At 60.5% G+C, this 20310-nt stretch carries 17 protein-coding genes; 4 read left to right on the top strand and 13 right to left on the bottom strand.

Annotation, left to right across the window (positions count from 1 at the left end; all coding sequences use genetic code 11):
* Positions 1-109 precede the first annotated feature (109 nt).
* From MOQ06_RS09195 to nasR, 6 genes are all read right to left on the bottom strand, one after another.
* Complete coding sequence (locus tag MOQ06_RS09195; protein ID WP_242172518.1) at positions 110-2587, bottom strand: nitrate reductase; 2478 nt, start codon at positions 2585-2587, stop codon at positions 110-112.
* A complete protein-coding gene (gene nirB / locus MOQ06_RS09190) occupies positions 2584-6570 on the bottom strand; it encodes a nitrite reductase large subunit NirB (RefSeq protein WP_242172516.1) in 3987 nt (1328 codons plus the stop codon). Before nirB ends, MOQ06_RS09195 begins: the two co-directional genes overlap by 4 nt.
* A gap of 12 nt (positions 6571-6582) precedes the next feature.
* Positions 6583-7371: an ABC transporter ATP-binding protein gene (locus MOQ06_RS09185; RefSeq protein ID WP_242172514.1), complete on the bottom strand. Its 789-nt coding sequence runs from the start codon at positions 7369-7371 to the stop codon at positions 6583-6585.
* A gap of 9 nt (positions 7372-7380) precedes the next feature.
* Positions 7381-8259, bottom strand: coding sequence for a nitrate ABC transporter permease (gene ntrB, locus MOQ06_RS09180; RefSeq protein WP_148419616.1), 879 nt, complete (start codon positions 8257-8259; stop codon positions 7381-7383).
* A gap of 2 nt (positions 8260-8261) precedes the next feature.
* Complete coding sequence (locus tag MOQ06_RS09175; RefSeq protein WP_242172512.1) at positions 8262-9509, bottom strand: CmpA/NrtA family ABC transporter substrate-binding protein; 1248 nt, start codon at positions 9507-9509, stop codon at positions 8262-8264.
* A 227-nt stretch (positions 9510-9736) separates the two neighbouring features.
* Positions 9737-10921: a nitrate regulatory protein NasR gene (gene nasR / locus MOQ06_RS09170; protein WP_242172510.1), complete on the bottom strand. Its 1185-nt coding sequence runs from the start codon at positions 10919-10921 to the stop codon at positions 9737-9739.
* A 72-nt stretch (positions 10922-10993) separates the two neighbouring features.
* Between nasR and MOQ06_RS09165 the strand changes: the two genes are divergently transcribed.
* From MOQ06_RS09165 to MOQ06_RS09155, 3 genes are all read left to right on the top strand, one after another.
* Positions 10994-11347, top strand: coding sequence for a DsrE/DsrF/TusD sulfur relay family protein (locus MOQ06_RS09165; RefSeq protein WP_148419613.1), 354 nt, complete (start codon positions 10994-10996; stop codon positions 11345-11347).
* Between the two features lie 106 nt (positions 11348-11453).
* The gene (locus MOQ06_RS09160) at positions 11454-13238 is read left to right on the top strand and encodes a methyl-accepting chemotaxis protein (protein ID WP_242172508.1); all 1785 of its coding nucleotides are present in this window, start codon (positions 11454-11456) and stop codon (positions 13236-13238) included.
* 194 nt (positions 13239-13432) lie between these two features.
* Positions 13433-13672 carry a DUF1883 domain-containing protein gene (locus tag MOQ06_RS09155; RefSeq protein WP_242172506.1) on the top strand — a complete coding sequence of 80 codons (240 nt, stop codon included), beginning with the start codon at positions 13433-13435 and terminating at the stop codon, positions 13670-13672.
* Positions 13673-13702: 30 nt separating this feature from the next.
* Here MOQ06_RS09155 and MOQ06_RS09150 read toward each other — a convergent pair whose 3' ends face one another.
* Positions 13703-14398, bottom strand: coding sequence for a gamma-glutamylcyclotransferase (locus MOQ06_RS09150; protein WP_176611204.1), 696 nt, complete (start codon positions 14396-14398; stop codon positions 13703-13705).
* Positions 14399-14575: 177 nt separating this feature from the next.
* Positions 14576-14806 (bottom strand): putative cation transport regulator ChaB, encoded by a 231-nt coding sequence (chaB, locus tag MOQ06_RS09145; RefSeq protein WP_242172504.1) that lies wholly within the window; start codon positions 14804-14806, stop codon positions 14576-14578.
* A gap of 269 nt (positions 14807-15075) precedes the next feature.
* On the opposite strand from chaB, the gene chaA reads away from it, so the two are divergent.
* A complete protein-coding gene (gene chaA / locus MOQ06_RS09140; protein WP_148419610.1) occupies positions 15076-16176 on the top strand; it encodes a sodium-potassium/proton antiporter ChaA in 1101 nt (366 codons plus the stop codon).
* An 87-nt stretch (positions 16177-16263) separates the two neighbouring features.
* On the opposite strand, the gene kdsA is transcribed toward chaA, so the two are convergent.
* The 5 genes from kdsA to prfA are packed head-to-tail and all read right to left on the bottom strand — an operon-like array spanning position 16264 to position 20269.
* Positions 16264-17118: a 3-deoxy-8-phosphooctulonate synthase gene (kdsA, locus tag MOQ06_RS09135; RefSeq protein ID WP_003856671.1), complete on the bottom strand. Its 855-nt coding sequence runs from the start codon at positions 17116-17118 to the stop codon at positions 16264-16266.
* A 36-nt stretch (positions 17119-17154) separates the two neighbouring features.
* Positions 17155-17964 (bottom strand): invasion regulator SirB1, encoded by an 810-nt coding sequence (sirB1, locus tag MOQ06_RS09130; protein ID WP_148419609.1) that lies wholly within the window; start codon positions 17962-17964, stop codon positions 17155-17157.
* 3 nt (positions 17965-17967) lie between these two features.
* On the bottom strand, positions 17968-18360 hold the full coding sequence (sirB2, locus tag MOQ06_RS09125; protein ID WP_242172502.1) for an invasion regulator SirB2: 393 nt from the start codon (positions 18358-18360) through the stop codon (positions 17968-17970).
* On the bottom strand, positions 18357-19187 hold the full coding sequence (prmC, locus tag MOQ06_RS09120) for a peptide chain release factor N(5)-glutamine methyltransferase (RefSeq protein WP_193356442.1): 831 nt from the start codon (positions 19185-19187) through the stop codon (positions 18357-18359). The genes sirB2 and prmC overlap by 4 nt, the downstream gene beginning before the upstream one ends.
* Positions 19187-20269: a peptide chain release factor 1 gene (gene prfA, locus MOQ06_RS09115; protein ID WP_148419606.1), complete on the bottom strand. Its 1083-nt coding sequence runs from the start codon at positions 20267-20269 to the stop codon at positions 19187-19189. The genes prmC and prfA overlap by 1 nt, the downstream gene beginning before the upstream one ends.
* Positions 20270-20310 lie beyond the last annotated feature (41 nt).

Genomic DNA, 20310 nt, shown 5'->3' with positions numbered 1-20310 from the left:
AACCTGTGCGTATAAACAAACTCCTATTATGTTAACGCTATAAAACCCGAAATACAGTCTTAACAGCAATTTCAGGAATATCCTGAAAGCGTTTGTCCGCTTTACAACCTCATCCCAGCAGCCCCTTCAGTTCAGGCACGCAGGAGCCGCAGCCGGTGCCGCACCGTAGCGACGCCCCGAGCGATGCCACGGAACCGCAGCCTCCGGCAATCGCCTCGCGTATCGTGTTTTCCCCCACGCAAAAGCAGCTACAGATAATTCGCCCGGGATCGGATTCTTCATCCGGTCTTTGCCCGTTCAGCAGCGCGTGGCGTTCAGCTACCTCTACAGACGCAGCGGCGAAGGCTTCTTCTATATATGCATGCGCGAGCGCCGGCAGCGTATGGCCTTCCCAGAAGCCAAGCATCAGCTCGCCGTCATGCCAGGCCAGCACGCTGCTGCGTTCGCCCGCCTGAGCAACCTGAAGCTGCCAGCCGCGGCCGCTGGCGTAATTCATCACCCACGACAGCAGCGGCTTATCGCCCGCCACCGTCAGCCGCGAGGCTTTACGCCACCAGCATACCGGGGGCGGCAGCTCGGGCAGTTCCCGGGCATACAGCTCCCCCTGCCAGACCGGCTGCCAGGGCGCGATCCTGACGGCGGTTTGTTTACTCTCCGGCTGGCCAGAAGCCGGATCGCAGCGCCCTTCCACCAGCGCATTCACCTTCCCCTGGCGGGCAAACTGCGCGTTCCAGTGCATCGGCGCAAACAGCTCCCCCGCACGCTGGCCGGGGTTGATACGGACTCTGGCAACCATGACCCCGCGCGGAGAGCTGATCCGCGCCAGCTGGCCGTCGGTAAGGGCAGCGCGCGCGGCGTCGGTGGTGCTTATTTCCACCACAGGCTCGTCGACGTGCTGCATCAGGCGCGGGACGTACCCGGTGCGCGTCATGGTGTGCCACTGGTCGCGTATCCGCCCGGTGTTGAGCATCAGCGGATACAGCGCCCCGACGCGTGCCCCATGCGATTGCGGCTCAACCGGAACCATCGTACGCTGCGGGAAGTCACCGGCATGCCACTGGTACGGCTCCAGCCCATCCCACTCTTCCCGCGTCAGCCCCGCCAGCTCGCGCAGGTTCAGCGCCCGCTCCCCGCCGTTTTCAAACGCCGTCAGCGCCGCGTGCTCACAAAATATCTCCTGAGGATGTTCCCAGGCGAAGGCCTCGCCATAGCCAAGCTGCCCGGCGACCCGGGCGACGATCCACCAGTCCGGCTTCGCCTCGCCGGGCGCCGGCAAAAACGCGCGCTGGCGGGAAATACGCCGCTCGGAGTTCGTCACCGTGCCGTTTTTCTCGCCCCACCCCAGCGCCGGAAAACGGATATGGGCAAACCGGCTGGTGTCCGTCTCCTGCATCACCTCAGAGACGATCACCAGCGGGCAGCCCGCCAGCGCCTGGCATACCGCGTGGCTGTCCGGCAGCGAGACGGCAGGGTTAGTCCCCATGATCCACACCGCCTTCACCTCGCCGCGGGCAATGGCGTCAAACAGCTCCACCGCCATCAGCCCCGGAGTCTGCGCCAGCCGCCCGGTGCCCCAGAAGCGCGCCACCCTTGCCAGATCGTCCGGCTCGAAGCCCATATGCGCCGCCAGCTGGTTTGCCAGCCCGCCCACTTCCCGCCCGCCCATGGCGTTTGGCTGTCCGGTCAGCGAAAACGGGCCGCAGCCCGGACGATTAAATTTTCCGCTGGCAAGATGCACGTTAATGATGGCGCTGCACTTGTCGCTGCCGCTGGAAGACTGGTTGATCCCCATGGCGTAAAGGGTGATCGCGCGAGGCGCGGTGATAAACCAGTCGTAAAAGGTCCCTATTTTCCCGGCAGGGAGATCGCAAAACGCCGCCACGCGGGCAATGGGCCACTCACCGGTGCCCTGGATCAGATTGAGCAATCCCACAAACAGCCCGGCGTCGCTGCCGGGCTTCAGCGCCAGGTGCAGGTCGGCGATATCGCAGGTGGCGGTGGTACGCGGATCGATCGCCACGACCTTCATCTGCGGATTATTGAGTTTTGCCTGGACCAGCCGCTGGTACAGCACCGGATGCGTCCAGGCCGCGTTCGAGCCAACGAGCACCACCAGGTCGCTGTTTTCCACATCCTCGTAGCTGCACGGCACCACGTCTTCGCCAAAGGCGCGTTTGTAGCCCACCACCGCCGACGACATGCAAAGCCGCGAGTTGGTATCAATGTTTGCCGCCCCGATAAACCCCTTCATCAGCTTGTTGGCGGCATAGTAATCCTCGGTTAACAGCTGGCCGGAGGCGTAAAACGCCACCGCCTGCGGCCCCCATTGTTCAATAATTGCCCTGAGCCGCTCGCCTGCTGCGCCCAGCGCCTGCGGCCATTCCACCTCAGCGCCGTCAACGACCGGGTGCAGCAGCCTTCCCTGCAATCCCGTCGTCTCTCCCAGGGCAGCCCCTTTTACGCACAGGCGACCAAAGTTTGCGGGGTGCGTTTCATCTCCCCGAACGCTCACCTTTTCGCCGTCTACGCTGGCAATTACGCCGCAGCCCACGCCGCAGTAGGGGCACGTTGTCCGGGTTTCCGTCATGAGGCCTCCGCGCGCATCACCAGCTCTTCGTTGCCAACCCACACCTTGCCGTTTTCAATTTTTACCGGCCAGGCGCGCACGGCAGGCTCGCCGCTCTCGGCCTGACGCCCGTCGCGCAGGCGAATACGCTGCTTGTAGAGCGGAGAGATAACGACCGGTTCGCCTGCCGCATCGCCGAGAATGCCGCGCGAAAGCACGTTCGCGCTGCTGCCCGGCTCCAGATCGTCGAGGGCGTAAACGCAAGCCCCAAAGCGGAACAGCGCAATCGGATTGCGGCCAAGCCGCGCGCCGATGCCCGCCTGCTCCGGGATATCGTCAATGCCGCAGATCTCCTGCCAGCGCTTGCTTTCGTCCGCTGCGGTAACGTTCACCGACGTGCGGAACAGCGCCAGACGATCGGGATCGTTCAGCGTGGTCTGCCACTCACACTGATACGTTTCCACCACCCGGGCCATCTCCTGCTCCAGCTCGTGGGCGATCCCCAGGCTGTCGTGCAGGATCACCTCCCGCAGATAGTCGAGGCCGCCTTCAAGGTTGTCCATCCAGGTGCTGGTGCGCTGCAGGCGATCCGCCGTGCGGATATAAAACATCAGGAAACGGTCGACGGTGCGGATCAGCGTTTCGTCGTCCAGGTCGCTGGCAAAGAGATCCGCATGGCGCGGCTTCATCCCGCCGTTGCCGCACAGATAGAGGTTCCAGCCCTTGTCCGTGGCAATCACCCCCACGTCTTTGCTCTGCGCCTCGGCGCACTCGCGGGTACAGCCGGAAACCGCCATTTTGATTTTGTGCGGCGCCCGCAGCCCCTTGTAGCGGTGCTCCAGCCTGACCGCGAGGCCGGTAGAGTCCTGCACGCCGTAGCGGCACCACGTCGACCCGACGCAGGACTTCACCGTGCGCAGGGATTTCCCGTACGCGTGCCCGGTTTCAAACCCGGCCTCCACCAGCGCCTGCCAGATCTCCGGCAGCCGATCGAGGGTGGCGCCGAAGAGGTCGATACGCTGGCCGCCGGTGATTTTGCTGTACAGGCCGTAGCGCTTCGCAATCTGTCCGATGGCGATCAGGCCGTCGGCGGTCACTTCCCCCGCGGGCATGCGCGGCACGATGGAGTAGGTTCCGTCCTTCTGGATATTGGCGAAGTAGCGGTCGTTGGTGTCCTGCAGCGGCAGGTGCGCCGGCTTCAGCAGATACTCGTTCCAGCAGGAGGCGAGCACCGACCCGACCAGCGGCTTACAGATTTCACATCCGTGCCCGTGGCCGTAGCGGCTGATGAGCTGGTCAAAGGTGCGGATATGGTTGACGCGCACCAGGTGGTAAATCTCCTGACGCGAGTACGGGAAGTGTTCGCAGATATCCTTTTTCACCTCCACGCCCTGTTCGGCAAGCTGAAACTCCATCACCTGCTTCACCAGCGCGCTACAGCCCCCGCAGCCGGTGGCCGCTTTCGTACACCGTTTAATGGCTCCCATCTCCGTCGCACCGCCGCTCACCGCCCGGCAGATATCGCCTTTGCTGACGTTATGACAGGAGCAGATCTGCGCGCTTTCCGGCAGCGCCGCCACGCCGAGCGCTTTTGGCGCGCTGCCCGAGGAGACGGGTAATATCAGCGTTTCCGGCTCTTTCGGCAGGCCGATACCGTTGAGCATCATCTGCACAAGGGTGGCGTATTCGCCAGCATCGCCTACCAGCACGCCGCCCAACAGCGTTTTGCCGTCGTGGCTAACCACGATTTTCTTATAGATTTGCCGCGGGCCGTGCGTCCACTGGTAGCTCATCGCCCCCGGCGTGCGTCCGTGAGCGTCGCCGAACGAGGCGACATCCACGCCGAGCAGCTTGAGTTTGGTGCTCATATCCACCCCGGTGAAGGTCTTCTCCTCACCCGCCAGCGCGGCGGCGGCCACCCGCGCCATCTGGTAGCCCGGCGCTACCAGGCCGTAAATTTTGCCCTCCCACAGCGCGCACTCGCCGATGGCAAACACGTCCTGGTCAGAGGTATGACAGCCGTCGTCAATGCAGATCCCGCCGCGCTCGCCGACAGCCAGCCCGCAGCCGCGCGCCAGCGCGTCCTGGGGACGAATGCCCGCAGAAAAGACCACCATGTCCGTTTCCAGCCGTTCGCCATCGGCGAAGCGCAGGACTAATCCGTCGTCCGTCGGGATAATGTCGGTCGTGGCTTTAGAGGTATGAACGCCGACGCCAAGCGCCTCAATTTTCTTACGCAGCATTGCCGCGCCGTCGTTATCGAGCTGCACCGCCATCAGGTTCGGCGCAAACTCCACCACGTGGGTTTCCAGCCCGAGCTGCGTGAGGGCATTCGCCGCCTCCAGCCCCAGCAGGCCGCCGCCAATCACCACGCCGCGTCGTGACCCCGCGGCATGGGCCGCAATGTTGTCCAGGTCGTCAAGGGTGCGGTAGACAAAGCAGCCCGGCAGATCGTTGCCCGGCACGGGCGGGACGAACGGGTATGAACCGGTCGCCAGCACCAGCTTGTCCCAGTGGATCTCATGCCCGCTGGCGGTGCGCACCACGCGCGCATCGCGATCGATAGCGACGATCTGCTGCGACAGGCGCAGCTCGATGCCGCTGTCGGCAAAGAAATCCCCTTCCACCAGCGAGAGCGACGCCGCGCTGCGCCCGCCAAAGTACTCGGACAGATGTACCCTGTCATAGGCGGCATAGCGCTCTTCACCAAAGACAACGATCTGGTACTGCTGATGCAGATTGCGGTTAACGCAGTCTTCAAGGAAATGATGGCCGACCATACCGTGTCCAACCACCACCAGAGTAGGTTTTGTCATAGCGTTCTGTCCTGCAACCCGCGGTTGCGTAGTGAAACGATCGAACAGCCAGTCCGCGTGGGCGGGCGCAGCCGTTGCCAGTAAATCGGTAAATGTCGCCGCGCTGCGGCAGTCTCCCATCAGCAGCACGCCAGCCAGCGCCCCCCGGTGGATCAGCAGGCGACGATAGTGGCGGGTTAGCGGATCCCACGAGCTCCAGACCACGTCGTTCTCCTGCGCAGCCGCGCGACCGAGGCTGAACAGCTCCACGCCGGTTACCTTGAGGCGCACGCCGCTGTCGGTCAGGGCAAACGGCGCGGCGATCTCTCCGGCCAGCCGCGCGGCGAGGATATCCGCCTGCGCCATGCAGGGGGCGACCAGGCCAAAGGTCTGGCCGTCAACTTCGCAGCACTCGCCAATGGCGAAGACAGCCGGCACCGAGGTCTGCATCTGGCTATCCACCACAATGCCGCGCGCGCAGCGAATGCCGCTTGCCCGCGCCAGCGCGACGTTCGGCTGCACCCCGGTCGCCAGCACCACGCGCGCGGCCGCGACGCGGCGTCCGTTAAGCAGTTTCACGCTATCCTCATCAATCGCCGTGATGCCCGAGTCGAGCTCGCAGCGAACGCCCCGCTCCGCCAGCGCCTCTTCCAGCAGCACGCCCGCCTGCCGGTCCAGCTGCTGCTCCATCAGCCACGGGCCGCGGTGCACCAGCGTGACGCTGTCACCCGACCGCGCCAGCGCCGCAGCCGCCTCCACGCCGAGCACCCCGCCGCCCAGCACCACCGCCGGACCGGAAATGCGCTGAACGGCGCGGGTATCGTCCAGGGTACGAAAGGTAAACACGTGCGGCGCGCCGCTGCCGGGGATCGGCGGCACAAAGGGCGTTGACCCGGTGGCAAAGACCAGCGCATCCCAGCCCAGCCTGCGGGCAGCGGTATGCACTTCACGCGCGCTCACGTCCACGGCAATGACCTTTTCCCCCCGAAGCACCGTCACGCCTCGCGCCCGGTACCACTCCTCATCGTGCAGGTAAATGCTCGCCGCCTGCTTTTCCCCGCCCAGAACCGGTGAAAGCTGGATACGGTTATAGGCATGCTGAGGCTCGTCACCGATGACGGTGACGCAAAAACTACCGGGAGCACGCCCGGTCAGCGAGTCAATCAGCCGGGCTGCCGCCATCCCATTACCGATAATGACCAGTCGCATGGTTGCCCCTCGCTACGCCGCTTTCGGCTGTTTTTCGTAGAGGAAATGGAGGATCTGCTGGCGCATGTGGTGATAGCGACCGTCGTCCGCCAGCTGCACCCGGTTGCGCGGGCGCGGAAGATCGACGCGCAGGATCTCGCCCACGGTGGCCGCCGGGCCGTTGGTCATCATCAGCACGCGATCGGAGAGCAGCACCGCCTCGTCGACGTCGTGGGTAATGAGCACGATGGTGGTATTCAGCGCCTGCTGGATCTGCATCACCGAGTCCTGAAGGTGCGCCCGCGTCAGCGCGTCCAGCGCCCCGAACGGCTCATCCATCAGCAGCACCTTCGGCTTCATCGCCAGCGCGCGGGCGATCCCCACGCGCTGCTTCATGCCGCCGGAGATCTCCTCCGGACGCTTATGCAGCGCGTGGCCCATCTGCACGCGGTCGAGGTTGTGTTCAATCCACTCCTTACGCTCGGCTTTGCTCATGGCGTGGCGAAACACCCTTTCCACCGCCAGCGCCACGTTGTCGAAGCAGGTTAGCCAGGGCAGCAGCGAATGGTTCTGAAACACCACCGCCCGCTCGGGTCCCGGCCCGGCGATTTCGCGGTTGTCGCAGATCAGCCCGCCTTCCGTCGGCAGCGTAATGCCGGCGATAAGGTTTAACAGCGTCGACTTGCCGCAGCCCGAGTGACCAATCAGGCTGACGGTTTCACCCTCGTGAATATCAAAAGAGACGTTCTGCAGCGCCAGGAACTCGCCGCTGGCGGTGGAAAAGCGCTGGCTCACGGCCTGGACCTGAATTAACGGTTTCATCTTCGCTCCTTATTTTTCCTGCCAGCTAAAGCGACGGGCGATCAGCATCAGCCCCTGCTCCAGCAGCAACCCGACCACGCCAATGATGACGATGGCGATGAGAATGTTTTCAACGTTGAGGTTGTTCCACTCGTTCCAGATCCAGAAGCCGATGCCCAGCCCTCCGGTGAGCATCTCGGCGGCGACGATCACCAGCCAGGCAATGCCGATGGAGAGGCGTACCCCGGTCAGTACCGCAGGCAGCACCGCCGGGAAGAGAATGCGGCGCATGATGTCCCATTCAGAGAGCTGCAGCACCCGGGCGACGTTGAGGTAGTCCTGGGGGATACGGCGCACCCCTTCGGCGGTGTTGATGACCATCGGCCAGATGGAGCAGATAAAAATGGTCCAGCTGGACGCCGGCTCCGCTTTCTGGAACAGCAGCAGGCCGATGGGCAGCCAGGCCAGCGGGCTGACCGGACGCAGGAGCGCGATCAGCGGGTTAAACATGCGTGAGAAAAAGGTGAAGCGGCCAATCAAAAAGCCCAGCGGAATGCCCGCCAGCGCGGCCAGCCCGAAGCCAATGGCGACGCGCTGCAGTGACGCGAGCACGTTCCAGCCGATACCCATATCGTTTGGCCCGTCGCGGTAGAACGGGTCGGCGAACAGGGTGATGGCCGAATCCAGGGTGCTGAGCGGTGTAGGGAAGCCTTTGCTGTTGATCGCCGCCAGCTGCCAGAGCACCACCAGCAGCCCGAGACCGAGCAGCGCCGGAATAACGCGCTGTAAAACATCGTTCATCCGACGCGTAAACGCCGGGGCGCGGCGGCGTACCCGTCGCGGAGGCAGGACAATCACCTCCCCGCTCTCCGGCGTCTCTTGTGGTTTCGTACTTTGTAAATGCTGCATAATCAGGCCCCTTTACGGTGAATGGCGAAGCGGTTGGCGTACCCTTCCGGATCGGTGCCGTTCCAGACGGTGCCGTCCATCAGGGTGCTGCTGCGATAGGGTGATGACGGGGTGGACATGCCGCCGACGGCGGTCGCCGCATCCTGCCAGACCGCGGTCTGGTTGATGCGCCGTGCGATGCCCACGTAGTCCGGCGCGGCGTGGAGCAAGCCCCAGCGGCGGAACTGGGTTAAAAACCACATGCCGTCGGAGAGATACGGGTAGCTCACCGCACCCTCGTTGAAGAAGCGGATCGGGTGTGCGTCCTGCCAGCGCTGCCCCAGGCCGTTGTCGTATTCGCCCAGCATTCGCCCGGTGAGGTACTGCTCCTTGCAGTTCAGCCACGCGCGGCGGGAGAGGATCCGCGCGGTCTCGCGTTTATTTTCCGGTGAGGCCTCGATCCAGCGCGCGGCTTCCATCACCGCGCACACCAGCGCCCGGGCGGTGTGCGGATTTTTGTCCACCCAGTCGCGACGCGTGCCGAGAATTTTTTCCGGATGATCGGCCCAGATGGACTGCGATGTGGCGGCGGTAAACCCGATGCGGTCGTTAATCGCCCGCGCGTTCCACGGCTCGCCGACGCAAAAGCCGACCATGTTGCCGATGCGCATGTTCATCACCATCTGCGGCGGCGGCACCACCACCGTGCGCACGTCGTCGAACGGATTGATGCCCGCGCTGGCCAGCCAGTAGTAGAGCCACATGGCGTGCGTGCCCGTCGGGAAGGTATGCGCGAAGGTATACGTCCCCGGAGCCTGCTGGCCAACCAGCGTCTTCAGCCCGTCGAGATCGCGAACGCCCTTCTCCGCCAGATCGCCTGAGAGCGTAATGGCCTGACCGTTCTGGTTGAGGGTCATCAGGTTCGCCATCTGCTGCGGCTTGCCGGCGATGCCCAGCTCAAGCCCGTACAGCAGGCCATAAAGAACGTGCGCCGCGTCCAGCTCGCCCGCCACCAGCTTGTCGCGCACCGCTGCCCAGCTCGCCTCTTTGGTGGGGACAATGGTGATGCCATATTTTTTATCGAACCCCTTCAGGGCCGCGATAACCACCGGCGCGCAGTCGGTGAGCGGGATAAACCCGATGCGTACCGTCTCCTGTTCGGGCTTATCCGACCCCGCCGCCCACGCGGCCTGCATGACGCCCGGTAACAGCATTGCGCCACTTGCCAGCATGCTGGCCTGCAAAAACCGCCGTCTCGACAATTCCGCCATAACCGCTCCTGAAAAAAAGCCAAAAAAAAGCGCCCGCCGTGCCGAAGCACTGCTGGACGCCTTTATCCCGAAGACGCATGCACCGCCGTTGGCGCATCGTCGAAAATGGTTAATCTGTTAATGCAAAGCTAATGCCAGCTTTTAACACCCTGTTTTACTGGCTTTACCCCCGGCAGCCGCGATTTCACGCACCGCTATCAGGCAGAAAATGCCCGCCGATTGTGCAGCTACTCCTTAGGGGTTATCGGCCAGAGGTTCCTGACGGTGAGCAGCGCACGGGCGATATCAACCATGCGCTGATTTTTATCCATCGCCATTTTGCGCAGGGCCGTCCACGCCTGCTCCTCGCTCATGTTCTGGTGGGTAATCAGTATGCTTTTGGCCTTATCGATGAGCTTACGCTCCTCCAGCGTGTCCCGCAGGGAGGCCAGCTGGCGGGATAGCTGCTCTATCTCGCGCGCCTGCTGACGCACCAGCGTAAGCAGGGGTTTATCCGGGTAAGGCGCAATCGGGTCGTCGCGTTCATCGCCTCCCATCGCGGCCGCACCGGAGGTCTGAATTGCCTCATCCACCGCCACCATCAGGTCGGCAATCACGATCTCCTCAAGCGCGCGCAGATGCTCAAGCCGCGACGTTTGCAGTGAAAACCAGTTCAGCGCGGTATTGCCGTTGTCAGCGGAGGGCTGCCGCGTGCAGGCGACGCGCCGGAGCTGCTCCGTCTCACGGTCGGGCTGGCAGTGACGGGCGAACGTGTCCTGCACGTCCGCGTGGCTATGGGATAAAAAGATCTCAAAACAGGCCTGCTGTCCGTCAATGCGGTCAACCAGCTTCTGACGGGTATCGTCATTGAAAAAACCCTGCGTAAAGCCAATGGCCCCAAGCGCGCGCTCTAGCCCCACCAGCTCTTTGCCCTGCATCAGGCTATAGAGGGCAACAAAACGGCCCGCGATTTGCGGATCGTCAATGCTGTCATTCAGCTGCGGTACGATACTGAGCAGCTGACGGAGCATCCGGCTGTAGCGATCCATGGCCTGGGGAGCCGTGATGCTTTGCGCGTCTATCCCGTTACGCAGGAGTGGAAGCGTATCCAGGCTGAGCAACGCGCAGGCGATGCGCTCGCAGACGCCGCTCCCCGTGACCGGGAAGTGCGCGCTGAGCTCGGCATGCAGCGCGGTGAGGTTTTCATCCACCAGCCCGCGACTGGCTTTGCATTCGGGGACATACAGCTTACCCTGAGAGCAGAGCCAGACGTTGGATGCCCCGCGCTCGCACTGGAGCATATGTGCCAGACGGCTGATGCCATTCACCAGCACGCCAAGCGCGGCCAGCCTGCCGAGCTGCTCCTTGCGCAGCAACGTCGCGCGCTGGAACCACTCGGTTGCCGCAGGTGAACTGCCCGCTATTAATGTCATGCTTACTCTCCCGGATAACGAATCTCCGGAGTAGTAAGCAATTTTCGTGCCCTTTAAATAACAGGAGTCAACATGCAGAAGATTGTGATCGTCGCCAACGGTGCGGCCTACGGCAGCGAATCCCTTTTTAACAGCCTGCGTCTGGCGATAGCGCTGCGCGAGAAAGAGAGCGCGCTTGAGCTGCGTCTTTTTTTGATGTCGGACGCCGTCACGGCCGGACTGAAGGGGCAGAAACCCGCCGAGGGGTACAACATCCAGCAGATGCTGGAGATCCTGACCGCGCAGGACGTGCCGGTCAAGCTGTGTAAAACCTGCACCGACGGACGCGGCATCACCGGGCTGCCTTTGATTGAGGGCGTCGAGATCGGCACGCTGGTGGAGCTGGCCGAATGGACGCTGAACGCGGATAAAGTATTAACATTTTAATAATTTCGCCGTAAAAATAGTATTTTCTTATGGACGCGGTTTCAGCATCAAGTTTACCTGCAAGGTTGCCGATGGAGATGGAAACAACACAGCAGGTATTAAACTTATGTTCAGATCCATTCGCGCCCGCATCATTGCCGCGACGACAGGCTGTCTTGTCGTCGCCCTTCTTCTTAATACCGTTATCAACTTTCAGGTTACGCGCCACGATAACCAGCAGTCACAGCGCGATATTCTGAGCAGCACCAGCGCCAGCCACACGATGGCGATTGCCGACTGGGTGAAGGGCAAAATGGCCGTCATCGCCTCGGCGCAAAGCGTGGCGTTAAGTGATGATCCGGTGCCCGTATTTAAGCAGCTCGCGCAGGCGGGCGGGTTTACCAACGTGTATGTCGGGTACGCCAGCAAAACGGCCAAATTCTCCGACCCGGCCGGCGTACCTGCCGATTACGATCCAACCATTCGCCCCTGGTACCAGCAGGTCGTCAGCGCGGATGGCCCGGTGGTGACTGCCCCCTACGTGGACGCGGGTACCGGAAAACTGGTGGTCACCTTCGCGATACCGGTAAAGGAGAACGGCACGCTGAAGGCGGTTGTGGCGGGCGATGTGGCCCTGGACAGCGTGGTGGCTAACGTGCGCGGCATTCACCCGACCCCGGCCAGCAGCGGATTACTTTTGAGCAGCGACGGCACCGTGATTGCCGCCAACGACCCGGCCCTGACGCTGAAGCCGTTGAATGAGGTCCTCAAAGGGATCGATTTTGCGGCCCTGAAAAGCGGTAACCTGGTTGACGGGACGTTTGACGGTAGCGATAAAACGTTCGTCGCGACCGCCGTACCGGGCACCCGCTGGCTGCTTGTTGTCGCGCTCGATAACGCGGATGCCACCTCCGGAATGCGCTCCCTGCTTAAAGCCTCAGCGCTGTCGCTGGCGATCCTCGCCCTGCTGAGCGGCGCCATCGTGCATGTCCTGATCGCCCGCCTTCTCAAACGACTGTCTGATATCCGCGATGCGATGAACAACATCGCCAACGGTACTAACGATCTGTCACAGCGCCTGCCGGATAAGGGAGACGACGAAGTGGCGCAAATCGCTCAGGCCTTTAACGCCTTCAGCGATAAGCTCTCCGTGGTGATGGTCCAGCTGCGTGAGGCCAGCGCCTCGGTGAAAAACGCCGCGCGGGAGATTGCGGCGGGCAATCAGGATCTTTCCGGACGAACCGAGCAGGCCGCCTCCAGCCTGCGGGAAACGGCCAGCGCCGTAGAGGAGATTACCGCCTCCGTCACGCAGTCAAACGAGTCGGCAGCAGAGGCGAACGAGCAGGCGAGCAAGGCCTCGGCCGCGGCGGCGCGCGGGGGCGACGTCGTCGCTCAGGCCATCAGCACCATGCAGTCCATCGAGGTCGCTTCCGCAAAAATTGGTGATATCACCAGCGTCATTGACGGCATTGCCTTCCAGACCAATATCCTGGCGCTGAACGCCTCGGTGGAAGCCGCACGTGCCGGAGAGCAAGGCCGCGGGTTCGCGGTCGTCGCGGGCGAAGTGCGTAATCTGGCCAGCCGCAGCGCTCAGGCGGCGAAAGAGATCAAATCCCTCATCGACTCTACCACCGAAAGCGTCGCGACCGGCTCCCGGTACGTGCACCTTGCGGGAGACAGCATGGATGAGATCCGCTCCAGCGTCGGGAGCGTGTCGGGCATCATGCGCGAAATATCGATTGCCACCCGCGAGCAGATGAAGGGGATCCACGAGATTAATCACGCGGTTAGCCATCTGGATCGGATGGTGCAGCAGAACGCCGAACTCGTGGTGCAGTCTGCCGCTGCGGCCAGCGCGCTGCAAAGCCAGGCGGGCGACCTTGCTGAGACCGCCGGACATTTCCGCATATAATTTTCTCCAGGCGCGCGCAGGACAGGGAAAACGCGCGCCGGCTGAATGGTTTCAGGGATTTTGTCATTTTTGTTTAATCGTTACGCCCTTTTTTGATCAAAATCAGCATCCCGCCCCTCCCCCTTTGGTGTTATGCAATGAGTAAATTGTGAACAACATCACGCTCGGGATGGGCAAAAAAACGGGGTAATAAAATGGCACTGGTTAAAACAAGCTTGAAGCTGTTTGGCGGGGATACGGTAGTGGTTCGTTGCTCAGAGCGTTGCCGCATCCACCTGATGAGTTCGAAAGCGCACGCGCAGTCTGGGGCGGATATCCTCTCCGTGCAGGATGATAAGGCATGGCTGACGGTGCCCTATACCGGCACCTGGGATGTTCTGATCGACAGCCACAGCCAGTCGCTCGAGCACTCCGTGAGCTACGTGGCGGCATAATGCAAAACGCCCGGTTAACCGGGCGTTAATTCATGCAAAACCTGGCCTCAGCGTCGCGCCGGGCGGGTTGCCTTCCAGCAGCGCTTTCACCTTCACCACCAGCTCGTTCAGACAGTCGTCCTTCATGCCGAGCCGCGTCAGCTCCTGATCGAGCGAGAACAGGTACTGCGCGTTGGTGCCCAGCGGTCCGCTGGCGGCGGCAATCAGCGGAGCAATCACCTGGGTTCGGGTATCGGCTTCATACAGCGGATGGCGCGGATCCATAATGAATACCAGCGCGCTTACGCTGCGCCCGTCGTCCAGCTCCAGCCTGCACCAGCTGGGCATATAGCAGCCGGTAATCATTTCGCGCTTCCACAGCAGCGTCAGCTCCTCTTCCAGCGTGGCGTCCGGAAGACGGTATGCTACGCCCGTGGTGCGCCCGCCCTCTTTTAGTGCAAGCATGCGGCCCGGCCGGCAGGCGCTGCCGCGCCCGGCGGTGAGGCGCAGGCAGAATGCGCGGTGCCAGCCGGGCAGCGTTCCGGTTGCCGATTCGACGTACTCGAGCGCCGGGTTCCACATCAGCGAGCCGTAGCCAAAAATCCACACCGGACCATCATCCGGGCGGCAGGCAAGCGTTGCCGCAAGCGACGCCGCACGCTGTTCAGCCGACCAGAGAAGCGATTCCTCAATAGCGCCAAATGCCGTCTTACAATCTGCCTTCATCAGGAAATCACGCGTTAACACATTCCACCTCCGCCACTGCATGCTTCCCTGCGACATCTGTAATTCGCCTTCCCGGCCTTGTATGCTGTTCATTTTAACAGCAGGTGAGCAACGATAAGCAATTCGCGGGCCAGATGCAACACAGCGGTAGCTCAACCGCCTGAAATGTCAAAATGAAGGTGGCGTATTATTCAGCGGCTATTTCTTTTTATGCCATTTGTCATCGTCCCCTTTCTCGTACTCATTTTTTACGGCGGCCCAGGCGACCTTGTGCGCCGTCTCTTCACGGCTGGCATCGTCCCGGCGATCTTCTTTATCTTTGTACTGATCCCAGGCGCTGTTAAACGCTTCTTTGTAGATATCCTGCGCGTGAGCAGGCAACACGTTTTGCACGTTATCCGGTAATTCGCTTTTCGATTTGTATGGCATCGTTAACCTCTCTTTTGGCTAAAGAGATAAGTGTGGACGACGATACGTCAGGGTGCCACCCGGCGATGAAAAATGAACATCGTTGAATCATAGTTTATTGTTATTTAATGACTATTTATCACAGATAGAACATTATAAGCTTCAACCATAAAAATCTTAACAAAGGGTAAAATTAAGTAAAAATTAAAGGGTAGTTAACCAATTTCTGTTAATTTAATGGCCTCAAAATCTATCTATAATTACAAGCACCTGCACTGATGGAGAAACACATGACAGCAACACACGAGGCGGTAAAAACCCGCCACAAGGAGACGTCTCTCATTTTCCCGGTTCTGGCACTGGCTGTGCTGCTCTTCTGGGGAAGCAGTCAGTCATTGCCAGTGGTTGTGGGGATCAATATTCTGGCTCTCGTGGGAATTCTGACCAGTGCATTTAGCGTGGTGCGCCATGCGGATGTTTTAGCCCACCGTCTTGGAGAGCCGTACGGCTCATTAATTTTAAGCCTTTCGGTTGTTATTCTTGAAGTCAGCCTAATTTCCGCATTAATGGCTACCGGCGACGCCGCGCCAACGCTGATGCGCGATACGCTCTACTCCATCATTATGATTGTGACCGGCGGTCTGGTCGGTTTCTCTCTTTTATTAGGTGGCCGTAAATTTGCCACCCAGTACATGAATCTGTTTGGCATTAAGCAGTATCTGATCGCCCTGTTCCCGCTGGCGATTATCGTGCTTGTCTTCCCGATGGCGCTGCCGGGCGCAAACTTCACGACCGGCCAGGCGCTGCTGGTGGCGCTGATTTCCGCGGCAATGTACGGCGTATTCCTGTTGATTCAGACCAAAACGCACCAGAGCCTGTTTGTCTACGAGCATGAAGACGACGGCGATGACGATGACCCGCATCACGGTAAGCCTTCGGCCCACAGCAGCGCGTGGCACACGGTTTGGCTGATCGTGCATCTGATTGCCGTTATTGCGGTTACCAAGATGAATGCGAATCCGCTTGAGGCGCTGTTAACTGAAATGAATGCGCCTGTTGCCTTTACCGGTTTCCTGGTCGCGCTGCTGATCCTGTCTCCGGAAGGCCTGGGTGCGCTGAAGGCGGTGCTCAATAATCAGGTGCAGCGTGCGATGAATCTGTTCTTCGGCTCCGTGCTGGCGACCATCTCCCTCACCGTTCCGGTGGTGACGCTGATTGCCTTTATGACCGGGAATGAATTGCAGTTTGCGCTGGGCGCGCCGGAGATGATTGTGATGGTGGCGTCGCTGCTGCTGTGCCAGATCTCCTTCTCTACCGGACGCACCAACGTGCTGAACGGCGCGGCGCATATGGCGCTGTTTATTGCGTATCTGATGACGATCTTTGCGTAGTTTTATCTGGTGCGAGCTGATGCCCTACCCCAACCCTCTCCCACGGGGAGAGGGAGAACAAAAAACCCGCCGAAGCGGGTTTTTTTATTAGTTGCTGGTATCCAGCTCGTCGAAGCTCTTCACCAGATCGTCAATTGCCTTGATCTGCTTGAGGAACGGCTCCAGCTTGTCCAGCGGCAGCGCGGATGGACCGTCGCATTTCGCGTTAGCCGGATCCGGGTGCGCTTCAATGAACAGGCCCGCCAGGCCCGTTGCCATCCCGGCACGCGCCAGCTCGGTAACCTGAGCGCGACGGCCGCCAGACGCTGCGCCAAACGGATCGCGGCACTGGAGGGAGTGCGTAACGTCAAAAATAACCGGAGACTGGTTAGAGACGTTCTTCATCACGCTGAAGCCCAGCATATCCACAACCAGGTTGTCATAACCGAAGTTTGAACCACGGTCGCACAGGATCACCTGGTCATTACCGCCTTCGATAAACTTATCGACGATGTTACCCATCTGGCCTGGGCTCACGAACTGCGGTTTTTTCACGTTGATCACGGCACCGGTTTTCGCCATGGCTTCAACCAGATCGGTCTGGCGAGCCAGGAACGCCGGAAGCTGGATCACGTCTACTACGTCAGCCACAGGCTGCGCCTGAGACGCTTCGTGCACGTCGGTGATCACCTTCACGCCAAACGTCTGTTTCAGCTCCTGGAAAATCTTCATCCCCTCTTCGAGGCCCGGGCCACGGTAGGAGTGAATGGAGGAGCGGTTGGCTTTGTCAAAAGAGGCTTTAAACACGTACGGGATGCCCAGCTTTTGGGTCACGGTCACGTAGTGTTCGCAGATGCGCATAGCGAGATCGCGGGACTCCAGCACGTTCATACCGCCAAACAGCACGAACGGCAGGTCGTTTGCCACGTTGATATCACCAATGCTAACCACTTTTTGTTTCATAGGATCGCCTTATTCAGGTGTGAATCGGAATTAAATTTAATGCAGTGTAATGTGTTTATGCGCGATCGCGTTGATCTGCGCGCGAATCATTTCGCTAATCGGATCTTCCGGACATTGCTCGACGAAATAATTCAAATCGTTCAGCGCCACGTGCTCGCAGTCGAGCTGCGCGTAAATCAGGCCGCGGTCGCGGATTTCGTACGGATCTTCCGGATTAAACTGCAGCAGCACTTCGCTTGCGCGCAGCGCCAGCTCCATCTGACGCTCTTCCATCAGCGCAGACTTCAGAGTATCCAGCAGCTTGCGGATAACCTCAGCGTTATCGGCTTCATCAAGATCTTCATTGAACAGTTCGGCTATCGGGCTGATGTTGCCCTTCAGCCAGACGTCAAGCGTGTGTTCATCCAGCGTGTCGCCGTTAAACGGATTGATTAACCACATCTCACCGTCCAGCCACTCCGCGCGCAGGATCATCTGCGTCGGGAAGATGACCGGCACCAGCGGAATATCCAGCCGGTGCGCAACCCACAGTAAAATGGCGCCCAGCGCGACGGCGCTGCCCTGACGATTTTTCAACACCTGGTCCAGCCACAGTGCGTCAGACAGGCGGTACACGCCGCGCGTGTCGCAGAAACCCCATTCGCCGTAGAAAAGCTCAATCAGCTTCTCCAGTTGCCAGTCCTGCGGACGTGCCTGACTGATCTCCTCGCGCGCCAGGCTAACCAGATTTTCCAGTTCAGCGTAAACGTACTGTGACGTAAAATCGTCGCGGATCATCTCTGAAATCAGGATCATACCATCGCAAAGCGGCGCTTTATTAAATTCGAAATCGGCTAAGGACCTCATGACTTACCCCAGTAACGGTATTCTTGTGGTGGCGAGTTTAATGATGATGTACAGCACCACCAGACCCAGCAGAAAGGCGATAAAACCCGTCTGCTGGCTGCGCGGACGATGACGCCCAAGCGCGATAAAACCCAAAACGATGTAGATGATAACGCCAAACAGCTTTTCAGTCAGCCATGCGCCTTTATCAGTAAATGGCAGATAGCCGGTCTTCCACATTAACCCGGCGCCGGAAAGAAACAGCACCGTGTCGATACAGTGCGGAGCGATGCGCACCCAGCGGGCGTTAATCAGCGGATTATTACTGTAGCGCCACCAGTAGCGGACAATGAAAAAGCCGATGGTCAGGGCAACGGCCAACAGGTGAACGGAGATCAGCAGCGTAAACAGGCTCATGACCGCTGCCCCAGCGTCAGGCGCTCGTTGCCGCCGTAATCCCGACAGGTTTCCACCATGCGATAGCCGGCACGCGTAAACAGCGCCCGCACCGCCTCCCCCTGCGTCCAGCCATGTTCCACCAGCAGCCAGCCATCGGGAAGCAGATGTTGCCGTGACGTTGTCACAATGTGATCGAGATCCGCAAGCCCCTGATTAGCGGCTACCAGCGCCGTCAGCGGTTCAAAGCGTACGTCACCCTGCGCCAGATGCGGGTCATTTTCGTCAATGTAGGGAGGATTGCTGACAATCATGTCGAACAGGCGGTCTTCAAGGGCGGTAAACCAGCTGCTTTGCAGAACGGAAACATTGCTAAGCCCCAGACGCTCAACGTTGCGCTGCGCGAGAGTGACCGCATCAGGCATCACGTCCACTGCCGTTACGGTGCAGTCCGGCCGCTCGCTGGCAAGCGCCAGCGCAATGGCGCCGGTGCCCGTTCCGAGATCGAGGATCCGGCACGGCTGCGCAGGCAATCGCGCCAGCGCCTGCTCCACCAGACACTCGGTGTCCGGGCGCGGGATCAGCGTGGCCGCTGAGACGTACAGCGGAAGTGACCAGAACTCGCGTTCGCCTACCAGATGCGCCACCGGCTCGCCGGCTTTGCGGCGGGCAAGCAGCGACTCCAGCTGCGAAAGCTGTTCAGCGGTCAGGATGGTTTCACCGAACGCCAGCAGGTACGTCCGGGCTTTGCCCGTGACGTATTCCAGCAGTATTTCGGCGTCGCGCTTCGGGCTTTCACCCGCAGAAAGCGCACTGGCGGCATGGCGTAGCCAGCGTTGAAAATCCATTAATCCTGCTCGGACAGCGCCGCCAGCTGGTCGGCCTGGTATTCCTGCACGATAGGCTCAATCAGCATATCGAGCTTGCCTTCCATCGCCTCATCCAGACGGTAGAGCGTCAGGTTGATACGGTGATCGGTTACGCGGCCCTGCGGGAAGTTATAGGTGCGGTTACGATCGCTGCGGTCGCCGCTGCCCAGCAGGTTGCGGCGGGTAGAGGCTTCCGCCTGCTGGCGTTTGGCCATTTCCGCCGCGTGAATGCGCGCGCCCAGCACCGACAGCGCCTTGGCTTTGTTTTTGTGCTGGGAACGTTCGTCCTGACACTCCACCACAATGCCGGTTGGCAGGTGGGTAATACGGATGGCGGAATCGGTAGTGTTAACGTGCTGACCACCTGCCCCGGAGGAGCGGAAGGTGTCGATACGCAGGTCCGCAGGGTTGATATCCGGCAGTTCCGCTTCCGGCAGCTCTGGCATCACCGCCACCGTACAGGCAGAGGTGTGGATACGCCCCTGCGACTCGGTCGCCGGTACGCGCTGCACGCGATGGCCGCCGGATTCAAACTTCAGTCGGCCATAGACGCCGTCACCGCTGATCTTGGCGATCACCTCTTTATAGCCGCCGTGCTCGCCTTCATTGGCGCTCATGATCTCCACGCGCCAGCGGCGGGACTCTGCATAACGGCTATACATACGGAACAGATCCCCGGCAAACAGCGCGGCTTCGTCGCCGCCGGTACCGGCGCGCACTTCCACGAAGGCGTTACGTTCGTCATCCGGATCTTTCGGCAGCAGAAGCACCTGAAGCTGCTGCTCCATCTCCTCTGAACGCGCTTTGGCATCCTGCAGCTCTTCCTGCGCCATCTCGCGCATTTCAGGATCGTCGAGCATCATCTGCGCGGTTTCGATATCTTCCTGAACCTGTTGCCAGTCGGTAAAGCATTTTGAAACATCACTTAACTGCGCGTATTCACGCGACAGCGCGCGAAAACGTTCCTGGTCGGCAATGGTCCCGGCATCGCCGAGCAGCGCCTGTACTTCTTCATGGCGCTCGTGCAGAGCTTCCAGTTTAGCGACGATAGAAGGCTTCATAGGCGTAAATGCACCTTGTCATAGAAAATGGGTATAGGGCG

This window comes from Enterobacter sp. I4, assembly GCF_022669095.1.
Classification (GTDB): domain Bacteria; phylum Pseudomonadota; class Gammaproteobacteria; order Enterobacterales; family Enterobacteriaceae; genus Enterobacter; species Enterobacter pasteurii.
This window is presented reverse-complemented; position numbering and strand designations above follow the sequence as displayed.